General features: G+C 45.9%; 18 protein-coding genes. 6 read left to right on the forward strand and 12 right to left on the reverse strand.

The window, feature by feature from the left end; genetic code table 11:
- The first annotated feature begins 79 nt into the window (after window positions 1-79).
- From LEUMU_RS0100210 to gcvA, 3 genes are all read left to right on the forward strand, one after another.
- The gene (locus tag LEUMU_RS0100210; RefSeq protein WP_022950256.1) at window positions 80-445 is read left to right on the forward strand and encodes a DMT family transporter; all 366 of its coding nucleotides are present in this window, start codon (window positions 80-82) and stop codon (window positions 443-445) included.
- Complete coding sequence (locus LEUMU_RS23910; protein WP_022950257.1) at window positions 442-888, forward strand: DMT family transporter; 447 nt, start codon at window positions 442-444, stop codon at window positions 886-888. The genes LEUMU_RS0100210 and LEUMU_RS23910 overlap by 4 nt, the downstream gene beginning before the upstream one ends.
- A 117-nt stretch (window positions 889-1,005) precedes the next feature.
- On the forward strand, window positions 1,006-1,941 hold the full coding sequence (gene gcvA, locus LEUMU_RS0100220; protein WP_022950258.1) for a transcriptional regulator GcvA: 936 nt from the start codon (window positions 1,006-1,008) through the stop codon (window positions 1,939-1,941).
- Here gcvA and LEUMU_RS0100225 read toward each other — a convergent pair whose 3' ends face one another.
- Together LEUMU_RS0100225 and LEUMU_RS0100230 are read right to left on the reverse strand one after the other, a co-directional pair.
- The gene (locus LEUMU_RS0100225) at window positions 1,942-4,407 is read right to left on the reverse strand and encodes an ABC transporter permease (protein WP_022950259.1); all 2,466 of its coding nucleotides are present in this window, start codon (window positions 4,405-4,407) and stop codon (window positions 1,942-1,944) included. It lies immediately after the preceding gene.
- Window positions 4,404-5,099, reverse strand: coding sequence for an ABC transporter ATP-binding protein (locus LEUMU_RS0100230; RefSeq protein ID WP_022950260.1), 696 nt, complete (start codon window positions 5,097-5,099; stop codon window positions 4,404-4,406). Before LEUMU_RS0100230 ends, LEUMU_RS0100225 begins: the two co-directional genes overlap by 4 nt.
- Before the next feature lie 16 nt (window positions 5,100-5,115).
- On the opposite strand from LEUMU_RS0100230, the gene LEUMU_RS23915 reads away from it, so the two are divergent.
- Window positions 5,116-5,823, forward strand: a complete 708-nt coding sequence (locus LEUMU_RS23915) for an arylesterase (protein WP_022950261.1) — start codon at window positions 5,116-5,118, stop codon at window positions 5,821-5,823.
- Here the strand turns inward: LEUMU_RS23915 and lipB are convergent.
- The 7 genes from lipB to ppa all read right to left on the reverse strand — a co-directional run bounded on the left by lipB (window position 5,768) and on the right by ppa (window position 12,313).
- Window positions 5,768-6,415, reverse strand: coding sequence for a lipoyl(octanoyl) transferase LipB (lipB, locus tag LEUMU_RS0100240; protein WP_342664658.1), 648 nt, complete (start codon window positions 6,413-6,415; stop codon window positions 5,768-5,770). The genes LEUMU_RS23915 and lipB overlap by 56 nt on opposite strands.
- Window positions 6,403-6,672, reverse strand: coding sequence for a YbeD family protein (locus LEUMU_RS0100245; protein ID WP_022950263.1), 270 nt, complete (start codon window positions 6,670-6,672; stop codon window positions 6,403-6,405). The genes lipB and LEUMU_RS0100245 overlap by 13 nt, the downstream gene beginning before the upstream one ends.
- A gap of 3 nt (window positions 6,673-6,675) precedes the next feature.
- The gene (locus LEUMU_RS0100250) at window positions 6,676-7,818 is read right to left on the reverse strand and encodes a D-alanyl-D-alanine carboxypeptidase family protein (protein WP_022950264.1); all 1,143 of its coding nucleotides are present in this window, start codon (window positions 7,816-7,818) and stop codon (window positions 6,676-6,678) included.
- Between the two features lie 194 nt (window positions 7,819-8,012).
- A complete protein-coding gene (locus tag LEUMU_RS23920) occupies window positions 8,013-8,486 on the reverse strand; it encodes an SPOR domain-containing protein (RefSeq protein WP_022950265.1) in 474 nt (157 codons plus the stop codon).
- 120 nt (window positions 8,487-8,606) lie between these two features.
- On the reverse strand, window positions 8,607-9,722 hold the full coding sequence (rodA, locus tag LEUMU_RS0100260; RefSeq protein WP_084707991.1) for a rod shape-determining protein RodA: 1,116 nt from the start codon (window positions 9,720-9,722) through the stop codon (window positions 8,607-8,609).
- A 24-nt stretch (window positions 9,723-9,746) separates the two neighbouring features.
- Window positions 9,747-11,669 carry a penicillin-binding protein 2 gene (gene mrdA, locus LEUMU_RS23925; protein ID WP_022950267.1) on the reverse strand — a complete coding sequence of 641 codons (1,923 nt, stop codon included), beginning with the start codon at window positions 11,667-11,669 and terminating at the stop codon, window positions 9,747-9,749.
- Window positions 11,670-11,785: 116 nt separating this feature from the next.
- Window positions 11,786-12,313 (reverse strand): inorganic diphosphatase, encoded by a 528-nt coding sequence (ppa, locus tag LEUMU_RS0100270; RefSeq protein ID WP_022950268.1) that lies wholly within the window; start codon window positions 12,311-12,313, stop codon window positions 11,786-11,788.
- A gap of 317 nt (window positions 12,314-12,630) precedes the next feature.
- Between ppa and LEUMU_RS23930 the strand changes: the two genes are divergently transcribed.
- The gene (locus tag LEUMU_RS23930; RefSeq protein ID WP_022950269.1) at window positions 12,631-13,173 is read left to right on the forward strand and encodes a DUF2058 family protein; all 543 of its coding nucleotides are present in this window, start codon (window positions 12,631-12,633) and stop codon (window positions 13,171-13,173) included.
- 149 nt (window positions 13,174-13,322) lie between these two features.
- Window positions 13,323-13,712: a large-conductance mechanosensitive channel protein MscL gene (gene mscL, locus LEUMU_RS0100280; protein ID WP_425411581.1), complete on the forward strand. Its 390-nt coding sequence runs from the start codon at window positions 13,323-13,325 to the stop codon at window positions 13,710-13,712.
- A 46-nt stretch (window positions 13,713-13,758) separates the two neighbouring features.
- Here the strand turns inward: mscL and gmk are convergent, their stop codons facing one another.
- From gmk to LEUMU_RS0100295, 3 genes are all read right to left on the reverse strand, one after another.
- Complete coding sequence (gmk, locus tag LEUMU_RS0100285; RefSeq protein WP_022950271.1) at window positions 13,759-14,373, reverse strand: guanylate kinase; 615 nt, start codon at window positions 14,371-14,373, stop codon at window positions 13,759-13,761.
- A 65-nt stretch (window positions 14,374-14,438) separates the two neighbouring features.
- The gene (locus LEUMU_RS0100290; protein ID WP_022950272.1) at window positions 14,439-14,981 is read right to left on the reverse strand and encodes a pseudouridine synthase; all 543 of its coding nucleotides are present in this window, start codon (window positions 14,979-14,981) and stop codon (window positions 14,439-14,441) included.
- 10 nt (window positions 14,982-14,991) lie between these two features.
- A complete protein-coding gene (locus LEUMU_RS0100295; protein WP_022950273.1) occupies window positions 14,992-15,375 on the reverse strand; it encodes an SPOR domain-containing protein in 384 nt (127 codons plus the stop codon).
- Window positions 15,376-15,629 lie beyond the last annotated feature (254 nt).

A 15,629-nucleotide genomic window follows, 5' to 3' on the forward strand; every position in this document is an offset into this window, starting at 1 on the left:
TCGCCTGTATGCTATATATTAGACGTGTGAACTCAGAGGCGAGCGAAGAAGTTCATATCTATACCGCGAGGGAGCGAAAGTGATTTTTACGCGTGAGGTTTTCTTGGCTTTACTCTGTTCAGTGGCATTCACCAGTGGTGGGCAGCTATTACAGAAACAAGCATCACTGAAATATGCAAATATAAAAAGCAGTAGTATTTTCAGGCGCTTATTAAGTATTGAATTTGTCGGCAGCACCGCATTTCTTGGATTAGGTCTGCTGTTCTGGATGATTGTGCTCACTAAGGTTGAACTCAGTCTGGCATATCCTCTACTTAGCATTAATTACGTACTTATTCTATTAGGTGCCCGGTATCTCTTTAAAGAGAAAATACCGTTGCAACGCTGGCTTGGTGTGTTTGTCATTCTAGTTGGGATTGGTGTTTTGCTTCGGGGCGCGATATGAGTGTCTCAGAAGATGGCAGAATTAAGCCGAGATCGTGGATAATCCTAGGTGTCGCCATCTTATTAACGGCTGTTGGTCAGCTGTTTATGAAACTCAGTACCCAGTATCTAAGCGGTTGGAGTGAGCTTTGGCAGCAGTTGACAGAGTATTCTCTAACCAGTGGTAACCAAACCGCGCTATTATGGTTCTCCCTCGGCATTCTTAGTTATTTTGTTTCGATGCTCATGTGGGTTTATGTGTTGTCGTTTCTTAAGCTGAGTAAGGCTTATCCCTTATTCAGTATCGCCTATGTCTTGGTTTACGTGGGTGCTGTGTGCTTGCCTCAATTTAATGAGACCACCAATCTTCAAAAAAATATTGGCATTCTCATTATTATTATCGGTGTGGTGATTGTCAGTTTGCCTTCTTCTCGGGAGAGAGTGATGCGTACTAGCAACAAATAAGCATTGTAAAAGCCAATAGACTATTGTTTAAAACCCTTTTTTTTCTTATGCTACATGCGGAAGACGCAGTAACATCATCTTATTATAATTTATCGCCGGATCAGCACTGACTATACTATGCCACAACTCCCTCCTTTAAATTCTTTGCGAGTCCTCGAGTCAGCGGCACGTAACCTTAGTTTCAGTAAAGCAGCTGACGAATTATTTGTGACCAAAGCAGCGGTCAGTCATCAAATCAAAGCCCTCGAAGAATATCTCGGCTTTCCTCTGTTCGAACGTAAAAATCGTTCCATTGAGTTAACCGAAGCGGCTGAAGTAGCCTTACCTAAATTGCGTGAAGGCTTTACCAATCTTGCCGAAGCGGTGAACCTTATGCGTCGTCATACGGCACATGCCAGTGTGAATGTCTGCATGGCGCCATCCTTTGCGGCTAAATGGTTAGTCCCTAAGTTGCATAAGTTTTCGGGTGCACATCCGGAAATTGACATGCAAATTACCGGTGATGACACTTTAATTAGCAATCGCAGCACTTCTGACAATATGGATGATTGGTTTCGAAGTGCTGAAATCGACTTAATTATTCGTTTTGGTGACGGTATTGCGCCTGGTTATCAGGTCGATAAGTTATTTGATGTGGCTGCAGTGCCATTGTGTAACCCGGATCTGTTGACCGAAGGTGAGCATCCGCTGAAAACACCGGACGACTTACGCCACTATACGTTGCTACATGATGATACTGGCTATACTGGCCGCCCATCTTGGGAGCGCTGGCTTGAGCTGGCAGGTGTTGAAGGAATTGATGCGAAACGCGGTCTGCACTTCAACCACGTTTCGCTGGTATTAGGTGGAGCGATCGACAAGCAGGGTATTGGCCTTAGTATGGAGCCGCTGGCTCAATATGACATTGATGCCGGTCGCCTATGCATTCCATTTGACCTGAAAATGCCGCTTGATCACTCCTACTATGTAATACGCCCCAAAACGGATACTGTAAATGAATCCGTTGAGGCGTTTGTTTCTTGGTTGTTAGAAGAAGCGGCAAATTACTCCTGATTAGCTAGCATGTTCCTGAAATAGTAAGGCTGGCGCGACATTGAGCAACGGTCTTAAGTTTAGATAGCCTGCAATTCCCACCAATAAGCCACCACTCACTATGCCGATGATAATGAGCGTCATATTAATTGACGGCTCAAGATCGAATAGGGCATAGGCGGCGACATTACTCGCAATAATTGCAAATGCTCCAGCCAAGAAGCCTGCAATGGCTCCCACCAAAGTAAACTCCAACAGAATCGTTTTCTTTAGCTGGCGTCGGCTAGCGCCAATAGTCTTTAGGATTGCGAGTTCTTTACGGCGCTCGGCTTTTTGCGACTGTAGCGCTGCAAATAACACAATGATTCCAGCAATCAAGGTAAAGGCAAAAATGGCCTGCACCGCAAAAGACGCTTTGCCGATCAGGTCTTTGATTTGACCCATAATAGCGCTGATATCAATTGAACTGACGCTCGGGTGCTGCTTGATGAGATTGGGGACCAGCGTTTTATCATTCTCTGGCACATAAATGCTGGTGATAAAGGTCTGGGGTAAGTTCTCCATTGAGCCTGGCGCTGCCAGTACAAAGAAGTTGGGTGTGAGGTTATCCCAATTAACACGCCGTACACTTTCAATCTTCTGAGTGACTTTTTGACCGGCAATATCAAAGGTTAAGGTATCTCCCAGAGCCAGCTTAAAGCGTTCCATAATGCCTTCTTCTACCGAGAATCCAGTGGTTTGGCCTTTAGTAAACCAGTCTCCATCAAGCATGATATTGGCTTCGGGTAACTCAGTTACTGAGGATAAATTGAATTCGCGTTGCAATAAGCGACGATCTCTTTCCGACTCTACGTCATCAATAACAACTGGTTCGCCTTTGATCTCAACGAGTCGGCCACGAATTAAAGGATACAAGTTTGGATCGATTTGCTTCTGTGCAAGATACTGTTTGAGGCTAGTCACTTCATCCGGCTGGATATTAATCAGGAAGTTATTAGGAGCATCGGCTGGAATACTATTCTGCCAGCGATCCAATAGGTCTCCGCGTAGAGCAGTCAGTAATAGCAGACTGAATAATCCGATTCCAAACACTACAATCAGTAACTGCAAGCGTTGGCCAGCACCAGACAGTGTGCTGAGGACTGATTTTCCTTTGATTTTGATGTGTGCCATCGACTTAAGCAGTACTCTGGCGACTAGCCAGAAAACCACAACTGCGGCAATCGTACCCGCAAACACATAAGCGCTGAGCTTTAGGTCGTTGGTTTGCATCCACATTAAAGCAAAAATACCCGCAAGAATGGTCCCGACTAAAAATTTCCAGCTGGTCGTGCTTCCTTGGGATTGGTTTTGAAAGATCTGTACTGGTGCGGTATTAACCAGCTGCACGAGCTGTGGCGATGAGAAACTCAAAACCATTAACCAAGCTGTTAGTAAGCCGGTGATTGCTGGCAGTATGCTAGGGGCTGGTAAAGTCTGGCCGATCAAATCCTTCAGCATAAAAGCAATTAGGAATTGAATGACGAAGCCGAGCAGCGCACCGAGTAGTGCTGCAGTGGTCGAGGTCAGTAATAGCTGGCTCAAGTAGCGCTGCAAAATACGGCGTCTTGAAGCGCCCATTGTTTTAAGAACAGCTACGGTGTGTGTTTCATGTTTGCTAAAGCTATAGCTGGTTAGCGCAATGGCGGCGCCCGCAAGAATAACGCTGAGTAGGGCTGCCATATTTAAAAAGCGTTGGCCGCGTTGTAATGCGGTTTGCACAGAGGGTAGACCATCATCCAATGTTTCTATGCGTTCGCCTGTTTTGAGCTGGGCTTCCAGCCAGCTTTGTAATTCATCAACTTGGGCATCACTGCCGGCAAATAAGTAACTAAAGCGGGCACGACTTCCGGGAGTTAATAAGCCAGTCGCACTCAGATCTTCCAAGGGCATTAATACCTGTGGAGAAAACTGAAAGACATTAGCGCCTTGGTCTGGCGTACTGGTAATAATTTTGGATAAGCTAAATAAGCTACGACCGATACGGACTTCAGTACCGGGCTGAACTTCAAGCGCGGTGAATAGTTGGGCAACGCCCCAGACCTGATTCGGCTTGAGCGCATCTAATGTCTCTACCGCACCCGGTTGCTCAAGGCTGTCGCTGATCTGTACTTCGCCACGCAGTGGGTAATTGTCAGTTACTGCTTTGATTTGTGCTAATTGAAGGCGGTCATCTACCGATACCATGCTGCTAAAGCTAACCATCTCAGCGGCTTGCAGTCCCATGTCTTTAGCGTGCTGCAGGTAGTTTTCATCCAACGGGCGAGAGGAGCGCACGATAATATCAGCACCGAGTAACTTGGTTGCCTGCGCAGTCATTGCGCGGTCGGTGCGATCAGTAAAAAAGTTAACCGAAGTAACGGCAGTCACTGAGACTAGTAACGCTAGGAATAACAGACGCATTTCTGCGATGCGCCATGCCTGACGCCAGTGTTTGAGTATATTCATTCTGACGTCACCACTTCGCCGTTTTGCAGGCGGTAGTGAATTTGGCATTTCGCAGCCAGCGAGTCATCATGCGTCACTAAGATCATGGTGCTCTGATTATCTTGCTGCATTTTAAATAGCAGCTTCTCGATATCCTGACCCGTTGCCTGATCCAAGTTACCCGTGGGCTCATCTGCAAATAACACTTTTGGCTTGTTAACAAAGGCACGAGCCAGAGCAATACGTTGTTGCTCACCACCGGACAATTGAGTGGGTAAGTGGCTGGCGCGCTGACTCAGACCAACTTGCTCTAGTGCATCTAACGCTTGCTGTCTGATATCACCTGAAACCTGCTCAAGTTCTAGCGGTAACATGATGTTTTCCAGAGCCGTTAAGTTGTTCATTAGGTGAAAAGACTGGAATACAAATCCCACCTGTCCTAATCGTAATGCAGCGCGTTGATCTTCACTAAGGTCTGACATGGACTTGCCAAGTAGTTTGATATCTCCGCCAGTTGGCGCATCAAGTCCCGCTAAGAGGCCGAGTAATGTTGTTTTTCCTGATCCAGAGGCTCCGGTGATCGCCACCGAGCTGCCTTGTGGAATCTGCAGCGTGATATCATGCAGTATCGGGAGTGACTCTCCTGTTTTTAGTTGGATCTTTTTGCTTAGTTGCGTTGTCTCAATGGCGTAATTAATCGCTTCTTTTGGCATTGTATTAGGACTTTTTATGAAATTAATCCGTTTAGTATACGCGTTCACCTTAGTCGTTGCAGTTGGGCTTATATTAAATTCTGGTGAGGTTTTCGCGAAATCAGAGCCGCAACCTGACAGCAGTAAGTTAACCGTTCTGGTATGGGGTGATAGCCTGAGCGCAGCCTATGGAATACCTATTGATAAAGGTTGGGTGAGCCTGTTACAGGCTGAAAATGAAGACACTTTATCTGTGGTTAATGGAAGCATTAGCGGTGAAACGACTCAAGGTGGCTTGACAAGATTGCCGGATGCCCTAGAGAAATTTCAACCTGACCTGATCTTGTTAGAGCTGGGTGCCAATGACGGTTTACGTGGTATTAAAACCGAAGTCATCGAAGAGAACCTAAAGGCGATGGTGGAGTTGGCTCAGGAGGCGGATGTTGATGTGGTGCTGCTGGGTATTCGGATTCCGCTAAATTATGGCTTTACCTATACACAAAAGTTCGAACAAGTATTTGTTGATGTTGCCAAAGAGTATGAGTTACCGATGCTACCGTTTTTGCTGGAGCCTGTCGCATTGGATTATGACTTAATGCAAAGCGATGGTTTACATCCAACTGCCGATGCTCAACCGCAAGTACTAGAGCATGTGATGACAGTCTTAAAGGATGTATTGGACGAGCAACTTAAGCCGGAGGCAGTGTCGTCATCTGAGTCGGTAGCTGTTGGTTCAGATGGCTAATTAATTCATTAGTCAGGGTCTCAATGGAGCTATTGATGCCCAGATCCTGGCACTGAATAATCTCCAGCCCCGCATAGCCGCAAGGGTTGATTCGGGTAAATGGTTCCAGGTCCATATTCACATTGAGGCTTAAGCCATGCGTGGTATAGCCTCTGGATACTCGTAAACCTAGGGCAGCAATCTTGCGTTTATTCACATACACGCCAGGCGCATCCGGGTCGGCATAAGCATCCACGTCGTAGGTTTTCAGCAGGGTCACAATGGACTCTTCCAGAATAGTCACTAGCTTACGGATGCCTAGTTTGCGGCGGTGAAGATTGAGTAGTAGATAGATGACTAATTGTCCTGGGCCGTGATAAGTCACTTGGCCACCGCGATCAATCTTCACAACAGGAATATCACCAGCATTTAGAATGTGCTCGGCTTTGCCGTTAGTGCCAAGGGTAAATACAGGCGGATGCTGTACAACCCAAAGCTCATCAGGGGAGTCTGCATCGCGAGCTCTGGTGAAGCTCTGCATCTCCCGCCAAGTGGTTTCATAATCACGCAAACCCAGTTGGCGAACAATCACATCGTTGCTTATAGCGCCCACAGAATATGTTCGCTAGCCGTCAGATCAAGATAGATCGCATCGAGGTGCGGCTTATTTTGAGCATAGACGTTGATGGTCATGCTGGTGAAGTTGCCATTCTTGCTGGCACGCGTGGTAATGCGCTCTACATCAAACTCCGGATCATGACGATGGCCGATGGTGATAATGGTCTCATGCAGTTCCGGACCCGTCTTTCCCATGGCTTTAATCGTAAAATCGCAAGGAAATTCGATTAGCGTGTCTTCTTGTTCACTCATATATTACTCCACAAATAACTTTTTGATACTGTCAGTAATATTGGTCCAAGTACCGCCAGTATCAACACTGTCCATTGCAACAAGTGGTTTTTGCAGCACAATACGGTCTACATCTTTGATGACAGCCATACCGATTAGGTCGCCACGCTTAACTGGTGCGTCGATAGATTTGTTAATTTCCATCAAGCCTTTAAGCTGTGAATAATGACCTTTTGGGATGGTGACGTAGAAGTCTTCCATGATGCCAGTAGGGACGGTGGATTTCTCACCCTTCCAAACGCGTGCCTCAGCCAGTACTGAGTTAGCATCATAAAGTTTGTGAGTTTCGTAAAAGCGGAAGCCGTATTCCAGTAATTGCTGGCTGTAATTGGTGCGGGCTTTATCGCTCTCTGCGCCAAGAACTACTGCGATCAAACGCATTGAGCCGCGCTGTGCTGAAGAAAGTAGGCAGTAACCAGCACTTTCTGTATGACCTGTTTTGACGCCATCAACGGTTTTGTCGTGCCACAGTAATTTGTTGCGGTTGTACTGTTTGATTCCGTTGTAGCTGTATTCTTTTTCGCTATAGAGTTTGTAATGCTCGGGATATTCTTTGATCACTGTACGTGTAAGCTTGGCGATATCGCGAGCGCTCATGTAGTGATTTGGATCAGGCCAGCCAGTTACATTCATAAAATGAGTGTTCGTCAGTCCTAAGCGGGCAGCTTCAGCATTCATTTTGCGAACAAACTCTTCCTCTGAGCCTGAGCTGTGTTCAGCCAGTGCCACAGCTGCATCATTTCCTGATTGGATAATTAAGCCGCTGATCATGCGCTCTAGTGGGACTTTTTTGCCGATCTCAAGAAACATGCGTGAGCCTTCCATCTGCCAGGCTTTCTCACTTACCAGCACACGGTCTTCAAGCTTGATATTGCCTTTGTCTAATTCTTGATACAGCAGATAGGCCGTCATCAGTTTTGTGATGCTGGCGGGCTCAATACGTTTATCCGGGTCTTTGGCGGCAAGTTCAGTGCCACTCAAAAAGTCGACCAGCAAATATTGAGCTGCGTCTAATTTTGGAAGTTGTGGGACGCTACTATCAGCGAAGGAGGGGGTGAGCAGACTTAGCCACAGACATACGAAAAGGGTGATGGTTCTTACAAACATACTTGTTTAAAGCCTCGACAACTGGTTAAGGTAGCTCCTGCTATATTTTTTCGCGCTAGCCGACATTATAGACTGTGAAGGCAGACCTTACAGCCTCTTTTATGCTATTTCCAGAGTTTATTCGAGGATGCTACCGGTGAGAAAATCGCCTGTTAACTGTGCGGATAATGCTCACCGGTTGCTTTGCTGTCAAATTAACTTTCAACAACCTTGAATTGTGAGAGGCCATCACTCAGCAGGCTATCTTTAACTTTGTCGATTTGCTCTTGGCGCTTGAATGGGCCAAGGCGAACCATGTGGAGTGTTTTTCCGCTCTTAGTAGTACGTGATTCCATCGTCGCATTTGGCAGGCCAATTGAAGACAAGCGAACAAAGGTATCCATTGCTTGCTCAGAATCAGGATAGGTACCCACAACAACGTAGTAATTCTTGTTAGAGCTTAGTGAATTTTGTGTACTTTGAGGTGCTTGGCGTTGCGTTGTCGCCGAGCTTACGTCAGCAGGCAATGCCAGTGACGGTGGTACCACTAAGTTAGCCTGATCTTCGCTGTAGGAATCACTTCCTTGGCCGCCCAGTTTGGTAACACTTTTTACAGATTGACTAATTTGGCTACAGCCACCTAGGATGCCAGCCACAAGTAGTAGCGACAGAGTGCTTCTTATTTTCATTATTGTCCCCTGAATCAGGTTTTATATTATTATTAGTATCGCTCAGCCCAAGCGATTGTCGTTTATATTAACATAATTTTTTGAAATGTCTTATGCTGGCTGGTTAAGCGGCGAGTTTGCTTAGGACTCGTCATAGCCGATTTTTCGCTTCTTTAAGCCCATTAGTAGGCCAAAAGCCGCCATTAGCGTAACCATTGAGGTGCCGCCGTAGCTGATAAGTGGTAGTGGAACTCCGACAACTGGCAGTACGCCGCTAACCATTCCGGTATTCACCAATAAATAAACGAAAAAGGTCAGGCTTAAACTACCACCAAGCAACCTTGAAAACGTATCAACACCACGCGTTGCAAGGTGCAACCCTCGTAAAATAATAAAGATGTAAATACCAAACAAAATCAAATTGCCGAGTAGGCCAAATTCTTCACCAAAAATAGCGAAGATAAAGTCGGTGTGGCGCTCAGGTAAGAAGTCTAAACGGGACTGATCTCCGTTTAACCAGCCTTTTCCGTATACGCCACCAGAGCCAATGGCGATTGTCGATTGCGTGATTTGATAACCCGTGCCGAGCTTATCAGAGCCGGGGTCTAGTAAGGTCATTACGCGTTGGCGCTGATAGTCTTCCATGCCAAAGAAGAATAGTAGAGGAGCTGCCCCCATGACTGCTGCAAATAACAATAGCAGCCACTTCCAGGCAATACCTGCAAAGTAGATAACAAAGAATCCAGCGCTTCCGATCAGCAGGGCGGTACCAAGGTCGGGTTGTTTGGCGATTAATAGCATCGGTACTGCAACGAGTGCTGCGGCGATGATATTGTCTTTAAACTTTGGGGGGAGGGTCTTTCTGGAGAAGTAACTGGCCACCATCATGGGGACTGCGAGCTTCATTACCTCGGAAGGTTGAAAGCGAATCGCCCCAAGCTCCAGCCAACGTTGAGCACCACCACCCATTGAACCTTGGTATAACACCAGAACTAATAAAGCGATACCGCCAAAGTAGACCCAAATCGACCACTGGCTGAGTATATGACTGGGTACTTGTGCGGCGACGAGCATCACCACCGCAGCAATAAACAGGTGGATAAAGTGCTTCTCCATCATCACCACATTTTCACCACTGGCGCTGTGCAAGGTAATGCCGCCAAGGGTTAGGAGGATAATCAATGCGATTAATAACACTAAATCAAGCTTTGATAGTACTTCCCAGGCAAGGCGAAAAATACCCATTGAGTTATTCATATGCGACAAGCCTCAGTACTATCTTTAAGTGCGATCATTATTTTTCTTGTTAACTTGAGTGGTTTTTACCTCGCCTTCCTCGGGCTTTTCAGCTTCGATTTGTACAGGTTTGGGGAGTAAGTAAGTGTCTAGTAGCTCACGTGCCATCGGCGCTGCCACCGCGCTACCGCCGCCGCCATTCTCAACAATGATTGATAAGGCAATGCGAGGATTTTCCAGCGGTGCAAAAGCCACAAATAAGGAGTGGTCGTGAAGCTTCTTGGCAAGTTTTGAGGCGTTATAGGTTTTGTTCTGCGCAATTCCAAAGACTTGAGCAGTACCTGTTTTACCCGCGAAACGATATTTGGCGCCAGCACCGGAGCGTCTTGCTGTTCCCATCGGACCATGAACCACATTGACCATGCCTTGAATGACCGCATCCCAGTGTGCATCGGTGGCCTTAATGCTGGGTAGGCGTTTAGGTACAACCACTTTTTCAGGTAAATCACGTGAGGTTCTAACCGACTTCAATACGTGGGGCATAACGCGTTGTCCACGCATTGCAACCGCTCCGGTCGCATGAGCTAGTTGTAGCGGTGATGCCGTCCAATAACCTTGACCGATCCCGATATTAACGGTATCGCCAGGGTACCAGCTTGTTTTGTAACGCTTCTTTTTCCATTCAGGGGTTGGGATAAGACCAGAGCGCTCGTGCGGTAAATCGATTCCGGTTTTCTGTCCAAAGCCAAATTCGCGCATGGCTACGGAGAACCGATCAATACCCATACGATAGGCCAGATCATAAAAATAGACATCGCAGGATTGGTAAATCGCACGGTTCAAAGAAATATGACCATGGCCTGTTTTTTTCCAGCAGCGATAACGATGTTTGGTCCCTGGAATTTGAAAGAAGCCGCGGCCATAGACTGTGCGCTTTTCATTAACAACGCCAGCTTCTAAACCAGCCAATCCTGTAATTGGTTTAATGGTTGAGCCTGGTGGGTAGGCGCCTTGCAAAGCACGGTTAAACAGTGGCCGACCGGGGTCATCGCGTAAGGCATTGTAGTCTTTGTAGGAGATGCCATTCACAAATAAGTTGGAATCAAACATCGGTACGCTAACCATGGCCAAAATTTCACCATTGCGAGGGTCGAGTGCCACGATAGCACCACGCTTTCCTTGTAATAGTGTCTCGGCTTTGGTTTGAAGCTCCAGATCAATACTTAAGAATAGGTCTTCACCTGAAATAGGGGACTGTTCTTCCAGTGTGCGCTGTGGCTCACTGTGTGCATCCATTTCAACCTGTTTGAAACCTGCTTTGCCGTGCAGTCTGGATTCATAGAATTTTTCAATGCCAGTTTTGCCGATATGGGTAGAGCCTTTGTATTCGTTTTTACCCAATCTTTCTAGGTCGCGTGTATCGATACGTCCCACATAGCCGATGACATGAGAGGCGACAGAACCTAAAGGATAAACCCGCTCGGTGCGGATATTGACTGCAAAGCCCGGAAATCGGTAACGATTCACAGAAAAAATAGAGATCTCTTCCGGCGTTAGCGCTGAGCGTAAGACAACAGGCTGAAAGCGCGAGTTAACCCGAAGCTGCTGTTTAAACTTGTGAATATCTTTGGCCGTAATTGGAATGAGTTTTTGTAGCAGGCCGATGTTTTCATCAAGCTCAGTTGCTTTATCGCGAACCACTTCCAGTACATATTCGATTTTATTGTCAGCAAGTACCACACCATTGCGATCGTAAATTTGACCACGAACTGGGGGGATTGGAATACGCTTTTGGTAGTTTTCCTGAGCAAGCTCAGTCAGGTGCTCATGCTGTGAAACCTGAAGATAAAACAGCCTGACGCTGATTGCTGAGAGCAGCATAACCACGACGCATGCCGCAACAATTGCTCGTGAGCGGAAGAGAAGGTGTTCTTCTTTTTCGTCTTTTAGTATTTTACTTTCCGACATCGTCGCCGCAGTAGTTAGAGAATCGATTATATGAAAACGGACTGTACTAAATTAGCACAGTCCGTCAATTATTGTTATTACTATCGAGTTAACACTTTTTGATCATTCAGAGCGACTTACTTAGAGTAAGCTTCAACACTTTCCTGGATCGCTTGACGTGCTGCAGCTGCATCAGCCCAATCGTCAATTTTTACCCACTTTCCTTTCTCAAGCTGCTTGTAGTGCTCAAAGAAATGCTCGATTTGCTGAAGTAGCAACTCAGGCAGGTCTGTGTAGTTTTGAATGTTGTCGTACTGAGTTGACAGTTTGCCAGCTGGCACTGCAACGATCTTTACATCTCCGCCGCCTTCATCAGACATGTTCAAAACGCCAACTGGGCGAGCTGGGATAACACAGCCATGAACAAGAGGCTCTGGAGTAACAACCAATACGTCAATCGGGTCGCCATCATCTGCCAGAGTGTGCGGTACGAAACCGTAGTTTGCTGGGTAGAACATTGGAGCAGTCATGAAGCGGTCAACCATCAACGCACCGCTGTCTTTATCAACTTCGTACTTTACAGGTGAAGCGTTAGCAGGGATTTCGATGATAACGTTAACGTTATTGGGTACATCTTTTCCTACGGAGAGTTTGTCGATATTCATCGTCTGAGTTCCTTTAGATGTGGAAATAAATTTGTCGCAGCATTATAACGAACCTAGGTGTGGTGCACTACGGCTAATCTTCTGGGCTGTTGAAATTTAGGGCTTATCTTAAAATCCTAATAGTCGCTATAGCATTGTCTGGATAAAAAATCAGAGAGGCTACTGATTTATAAGAGTGATGCACTTGGCTTTATTGGCTAGAGCAAGTGTTTTTATGTGACAAAGTAGGGCGCACTCTATATTATGCCGAGCAGTATGCGCTGAGATTATGATGTGCTTTTCTCCCATTTAGTTAATACAGAATTAAGTAATCCAAAATGAGTTCTATTCGAGACCAACTGTTAAAGGCTGGTTTGGTAACTGAAGAGCAGGTTAAACAGGCAGAGACTAAGCCTAAATCTGTAAAAAAGAGTGCCAAGCCAAATAATAAAAATAAAGCCGCTAATTCAGGCAGTAACCGTAACAAGCGTGCTGAGAAGCCTGCCAAGACGCATGAGCCTAGTGATCTCGAGCTGTTTTATAAGCAGCGATCTGCGACTGAGAAAGCAGAGCAGGCAGAGCAGGAAAAGCAACGCAAAGAAGCGGCTAGGGTTCGTAAGATAAACCGGGCAAAGATTGGTGCGTTGATTCGTGACAATGCGAAAAACGAAGAGTCGGCTGATATTCGCTATAACTTTGTTGTTGGTAGTTCAGTTAAATACTTGTTTGTTACTGAGGCTCAGCAAGAGCTACTTTCTGCCGGAGAACTAGCCATTGCCTTCTTGGGCGAGCGACGTTGCCTGATCACCCCGGAAGTTGCCGATCAAATCCAAGCAATCGAATCTTCAAGATTAATCATTCGTTTTGAACCGGAAAATTAATAATAACCACTAACGGTTTTTCCTGACAGAAAAAACAAATCACACGTTTAGAGTTTTCATGCAATGTCTCTACCGAGTACTTGCGTGAAAGCTTGAGTGTGCTTCATTAAATAATTTTATATAAATATAGAGAGAAAAAGAAAATGGGTATGATTGCTGAATTTAAAGAATTTGCACTGAAAGGTAACTTGGTCGATATGGCTGCAGGTATCATCATCGGTGCTGCAATCGGTAAAGTTGTTTCATCATTAGTTAGCGATATTATCATGCCACCAATTGGTGTGATGATGGGTGGCGTTGACTTCACAGACCTCTCTTATGTGATTCAGGAAGCGGCAGGGGATGTTCCTGCGGTAGCAATTAACTACGGAGCATTTGCTCAGACATTCATCGATTTCATGATTGTAGCAATGGCTATTTTCTTGATCATTAAATTGATGAACAAGGCGCAACGTAAGCAGGAACCAGAGCCTGAGCCAGCTGGCCCAAGCAGCGAAGATCTGTTGGTTGAGATCCGTGATTTGCTGAAAAAAGCATAAAAATATTGCAGGCCCGTCTACTTAGGCGGGCCTGCTTTAAAACCGATTAATCGATTAATGCTCTTAGTATGTCAGCATTGCGTAATTCAGCTTTGCTTAGTTTGACTCTTTGGCTTACAAAGATACTCTGCAGTTCCTCTAGCGCCTTTTCAAAATCCTGATTAATGATGACATAGTCATACTCTGAAAAGTGAGTCGCATCCTCTTTTGCCTGAGACAAACGTCTGGCAATAACTTCATCTGAATCCTGATTTCTTGATTGTAAACGCTGCTCTAAGGCTTCAATTGACGGTGGCAGTATAAAGATGCTGCATGCTTCGGGTTCCAATACTCTAATTTGCTGGGCACCTTGCCAGTCAATTTCAAGAATGACATCAATGCCTTGTTCCAGGCGTTCCTTAACCGTTGACTTAGACGTGCCATAGAAGTTATCAAAAACTTGCGCATACTCTAAAAACACGCCCGCCTCAATACCTTCCTTGAAGCTTTCAACCGACACAAAGTGATAATGCTGACCGTGAATCTCACCATCCCGTGTTGGACGCGTGGTATGAGAAACCGAGACTTCGATACCTGAGTTCTTTTCCAGTAGAGCACTGATCAGGCTGGTTTTTCCGGCACCCGAAGGTGCTGAGATAATATACAGTGTTCCAAGTGTCATAACAGATTCCACAACCGTGAGGCTCTCTTAAATAATGCAGGATTGTAGCGCGAAACGGTTATCGGCTAAACAGTTTCTGAGCGCCAAAGGCCATTGTCGAGGCCATCAATAGTCCATGAGCCAACCCGATATCGGATTAGCCTTAGAGTGGGTAGACCTACTGCGGAAGTCATTCGGCGCACTTGTCGGTTGCGACCTTCGCTGATGGTGATTTCAATCCAATGATCCGGCACACTTTTGCGCTCTCTCACTGGTGGGGTACGCGGCCATAAGATGTGTGGTTCTGCCATAAGGCGTGCTTTGGCTGGGCGTGTCATACCGTCTTTAAGTAAAACGCCGTCGCGTAATTGCTGAAGTGCAGTCTCATCCGGTGCACCCTCAACTTGCACCCAGTAACATTTCGACATCTTTTTTGCAGGGTTGGCGATGCGGTGCTGTAACTTGCCGTCATCAGTGAGCAGTAATAAACCTTCGCTGTCTTTATCTAGTCTTCCCGCAGGATAGCAGCCGGGAGCCTCGATAAAATCTGCTAAGCTGTTAACACCCTCTTCAGCGGTAAACTGAGAGAGAACCCCATAAGGTTTATTAAATAAAATCAGTTGTGCCATGGTACTTGTCTCATAATTTCTTTTTCACAATGGCGTCTTTTAAAAAGCCATATTGTGGATACTGATGAATAACTCGCAGCTTGGCGTTACTCGCCTTAAAGTGTGAGTTGAATGGGCCGATCTGTACTTGATAGAGGGAGGTGCCTTGTGAGTCATGGGTTTTTACAAAGGCGGGAAAGCCATGCATCATTAAGGTGTTTTTTATGCCCTCTGCCTTCTCAGCGCTCTGGCTGGAAAGAAATTGCACAACGTGACTTTTCATCAACTGCGGAGACAGTTTTGTTGAGGTATAAGGTGGGTTGGACTTTACGGTTTGCCAGTTAGCTTGTGTAGCAGAGTTAATAAGTAGTGACAGACATATGATTGCTGTTATTTTAAAAGGGATGTTATTCATCCGACTATTCCTCGAGATTACAACGGAAGTGGTCCGGCCTTTAATGGCTCTTTTTAGTGATCAGTGTAACACTTGAACAGAGAAAGGTCGTTCAATCGTTAAGTTGAAGGCCTTTGCCTGATACTAATTTACCGCTAATAGGTTGCGATAGTTTTGTGCTATTTTTGCTTGATAATAGTACGATGAGTATGTTTTTTTGGTAAGTTATATGGCTGTTTTACTGGTAATCTAGTCCTGTTGGTTGCGTAGGAGGC

The organism is Leucothrix mucor DSM 2157, from assembly GCF_000419525.1.
In the GTDB taxonomy this organism is placed as follows: domain Bacteria; phylum Pseudomonadota; class Gammaproteobacteria; order Thiotrichales; family Thiotrichaceae; genus Leucothrix; species Leucothrix mucor.

Bases quoted from the DNA above. Each gene is read 5' to 3' on its own strand.
- rodA (WP_084707991.1), bottom strand. From the start codon at position 9,722: ATGAATAACTCAATGGGTATTTTTCGCCTTGCCTGGGAAGTACTATCA.
- ppa (WP_022950268.1), bottom strand. From the start codon at position 12,313: ATGAATATCGACAAACTCTCCGTAGGAAAAGATGTACCCAATAACGTT.
- LEUMU_RS0100290 (WP_022950272.1), bottom strand. From the start codon at position 14,981: ATGGCACAACTGATTTTATTTAATAAACCTTATGGGGTTCTCTCTCAG.
- LEUMU_RS0100250 (WP_022950264.1), bottom strand. From the start codon at position 7,818: ATGTTTGTAAGAACCATCACCCTTTTCGTATGTCTGTGGCTAAGTCTG.
- gcvA (WP_022950258.1), top strand. From the start codon at position 1,006: ATGCCACAACTCCCTCCTTTAAATTCTTTGCGAGTCCTCGAGTCAGCG.
- gmk (WP_022950271.1), bottom strand. From the start codon at position 14,373: ATGACACTTGGAACACTGTATATTATCTCAGCACCTTCGGGTGCCGGA.
- LEUMU_RS0100245 (WP_022950263.1), bottom strand. From the start codon at position 6,672: ATGAGTGAACAAGAAGACACGCTAATCGAATTTCCTTGCGATTTTACG.
- LEUMU_RS23920 (WP_022950265.1), bottom strand. From the start codon at position 8,486: ATGAAAATAAGAAGCACTCTGTCGCTACTACTTGTGGCTGGCATCCTA.
- LEUMU_RS23930 (WP_022950269.1), top strand. From the start codon at position 12,631: ATGAGTTCTATTCGAGACCAACTGTTAAAGGCTGGTTTGGTAACTGAA.
- LEUMU_RS0100225 (WP_022950259.1), bottom strand. From the start codon at position 4,407: ATGAATATACTCAAACACTGGCGTCAGGCATGGCGCATCGCAGAAATG.
- mscL (WP_425411581.1), top strand. From the start codon at position 13,323: ATGATTGCTGAATTTAAAGAATTTGCACTGAAAGGTAACTTGGTCGAT.
- LEUMU_RS0100230 (WP_022950260.1), bottom strand. From the start codon at position 5,099: ATGCCAAAAGAAGCGATTAATTACGCCATTGAGACAACGCAACTAAGC.
- LEUMU_RS0100295 (WP_022950273.1), bottom strand. From the start codon at position 15,375: ATGAATAACATCCCTTTTAAAATAACAGCAATCATATGTCTGTCACTA.
- LEUMU_RS23910 (WP_022950257.1), top strand. From the start codon at position 442: ATGAGTGTCTCAGAAGATGGCAGAATTAAGCCGAGATCGTGGATAATC.
- LEUMU_RS23915 (WP_022950261.1), top strand. From the start codon at position 5,116: ATGAAATTAATCCGTTTAGTATACGCGTTCACCTTAGTCGTTGCAGTT.
- mrdA (WP_022950267.1), bottom strand. From the start codon at position 11,669: ATGTCGGAAAGTAAAATACTAAAAGACGAAAAAGAAGAACACCTTCTC.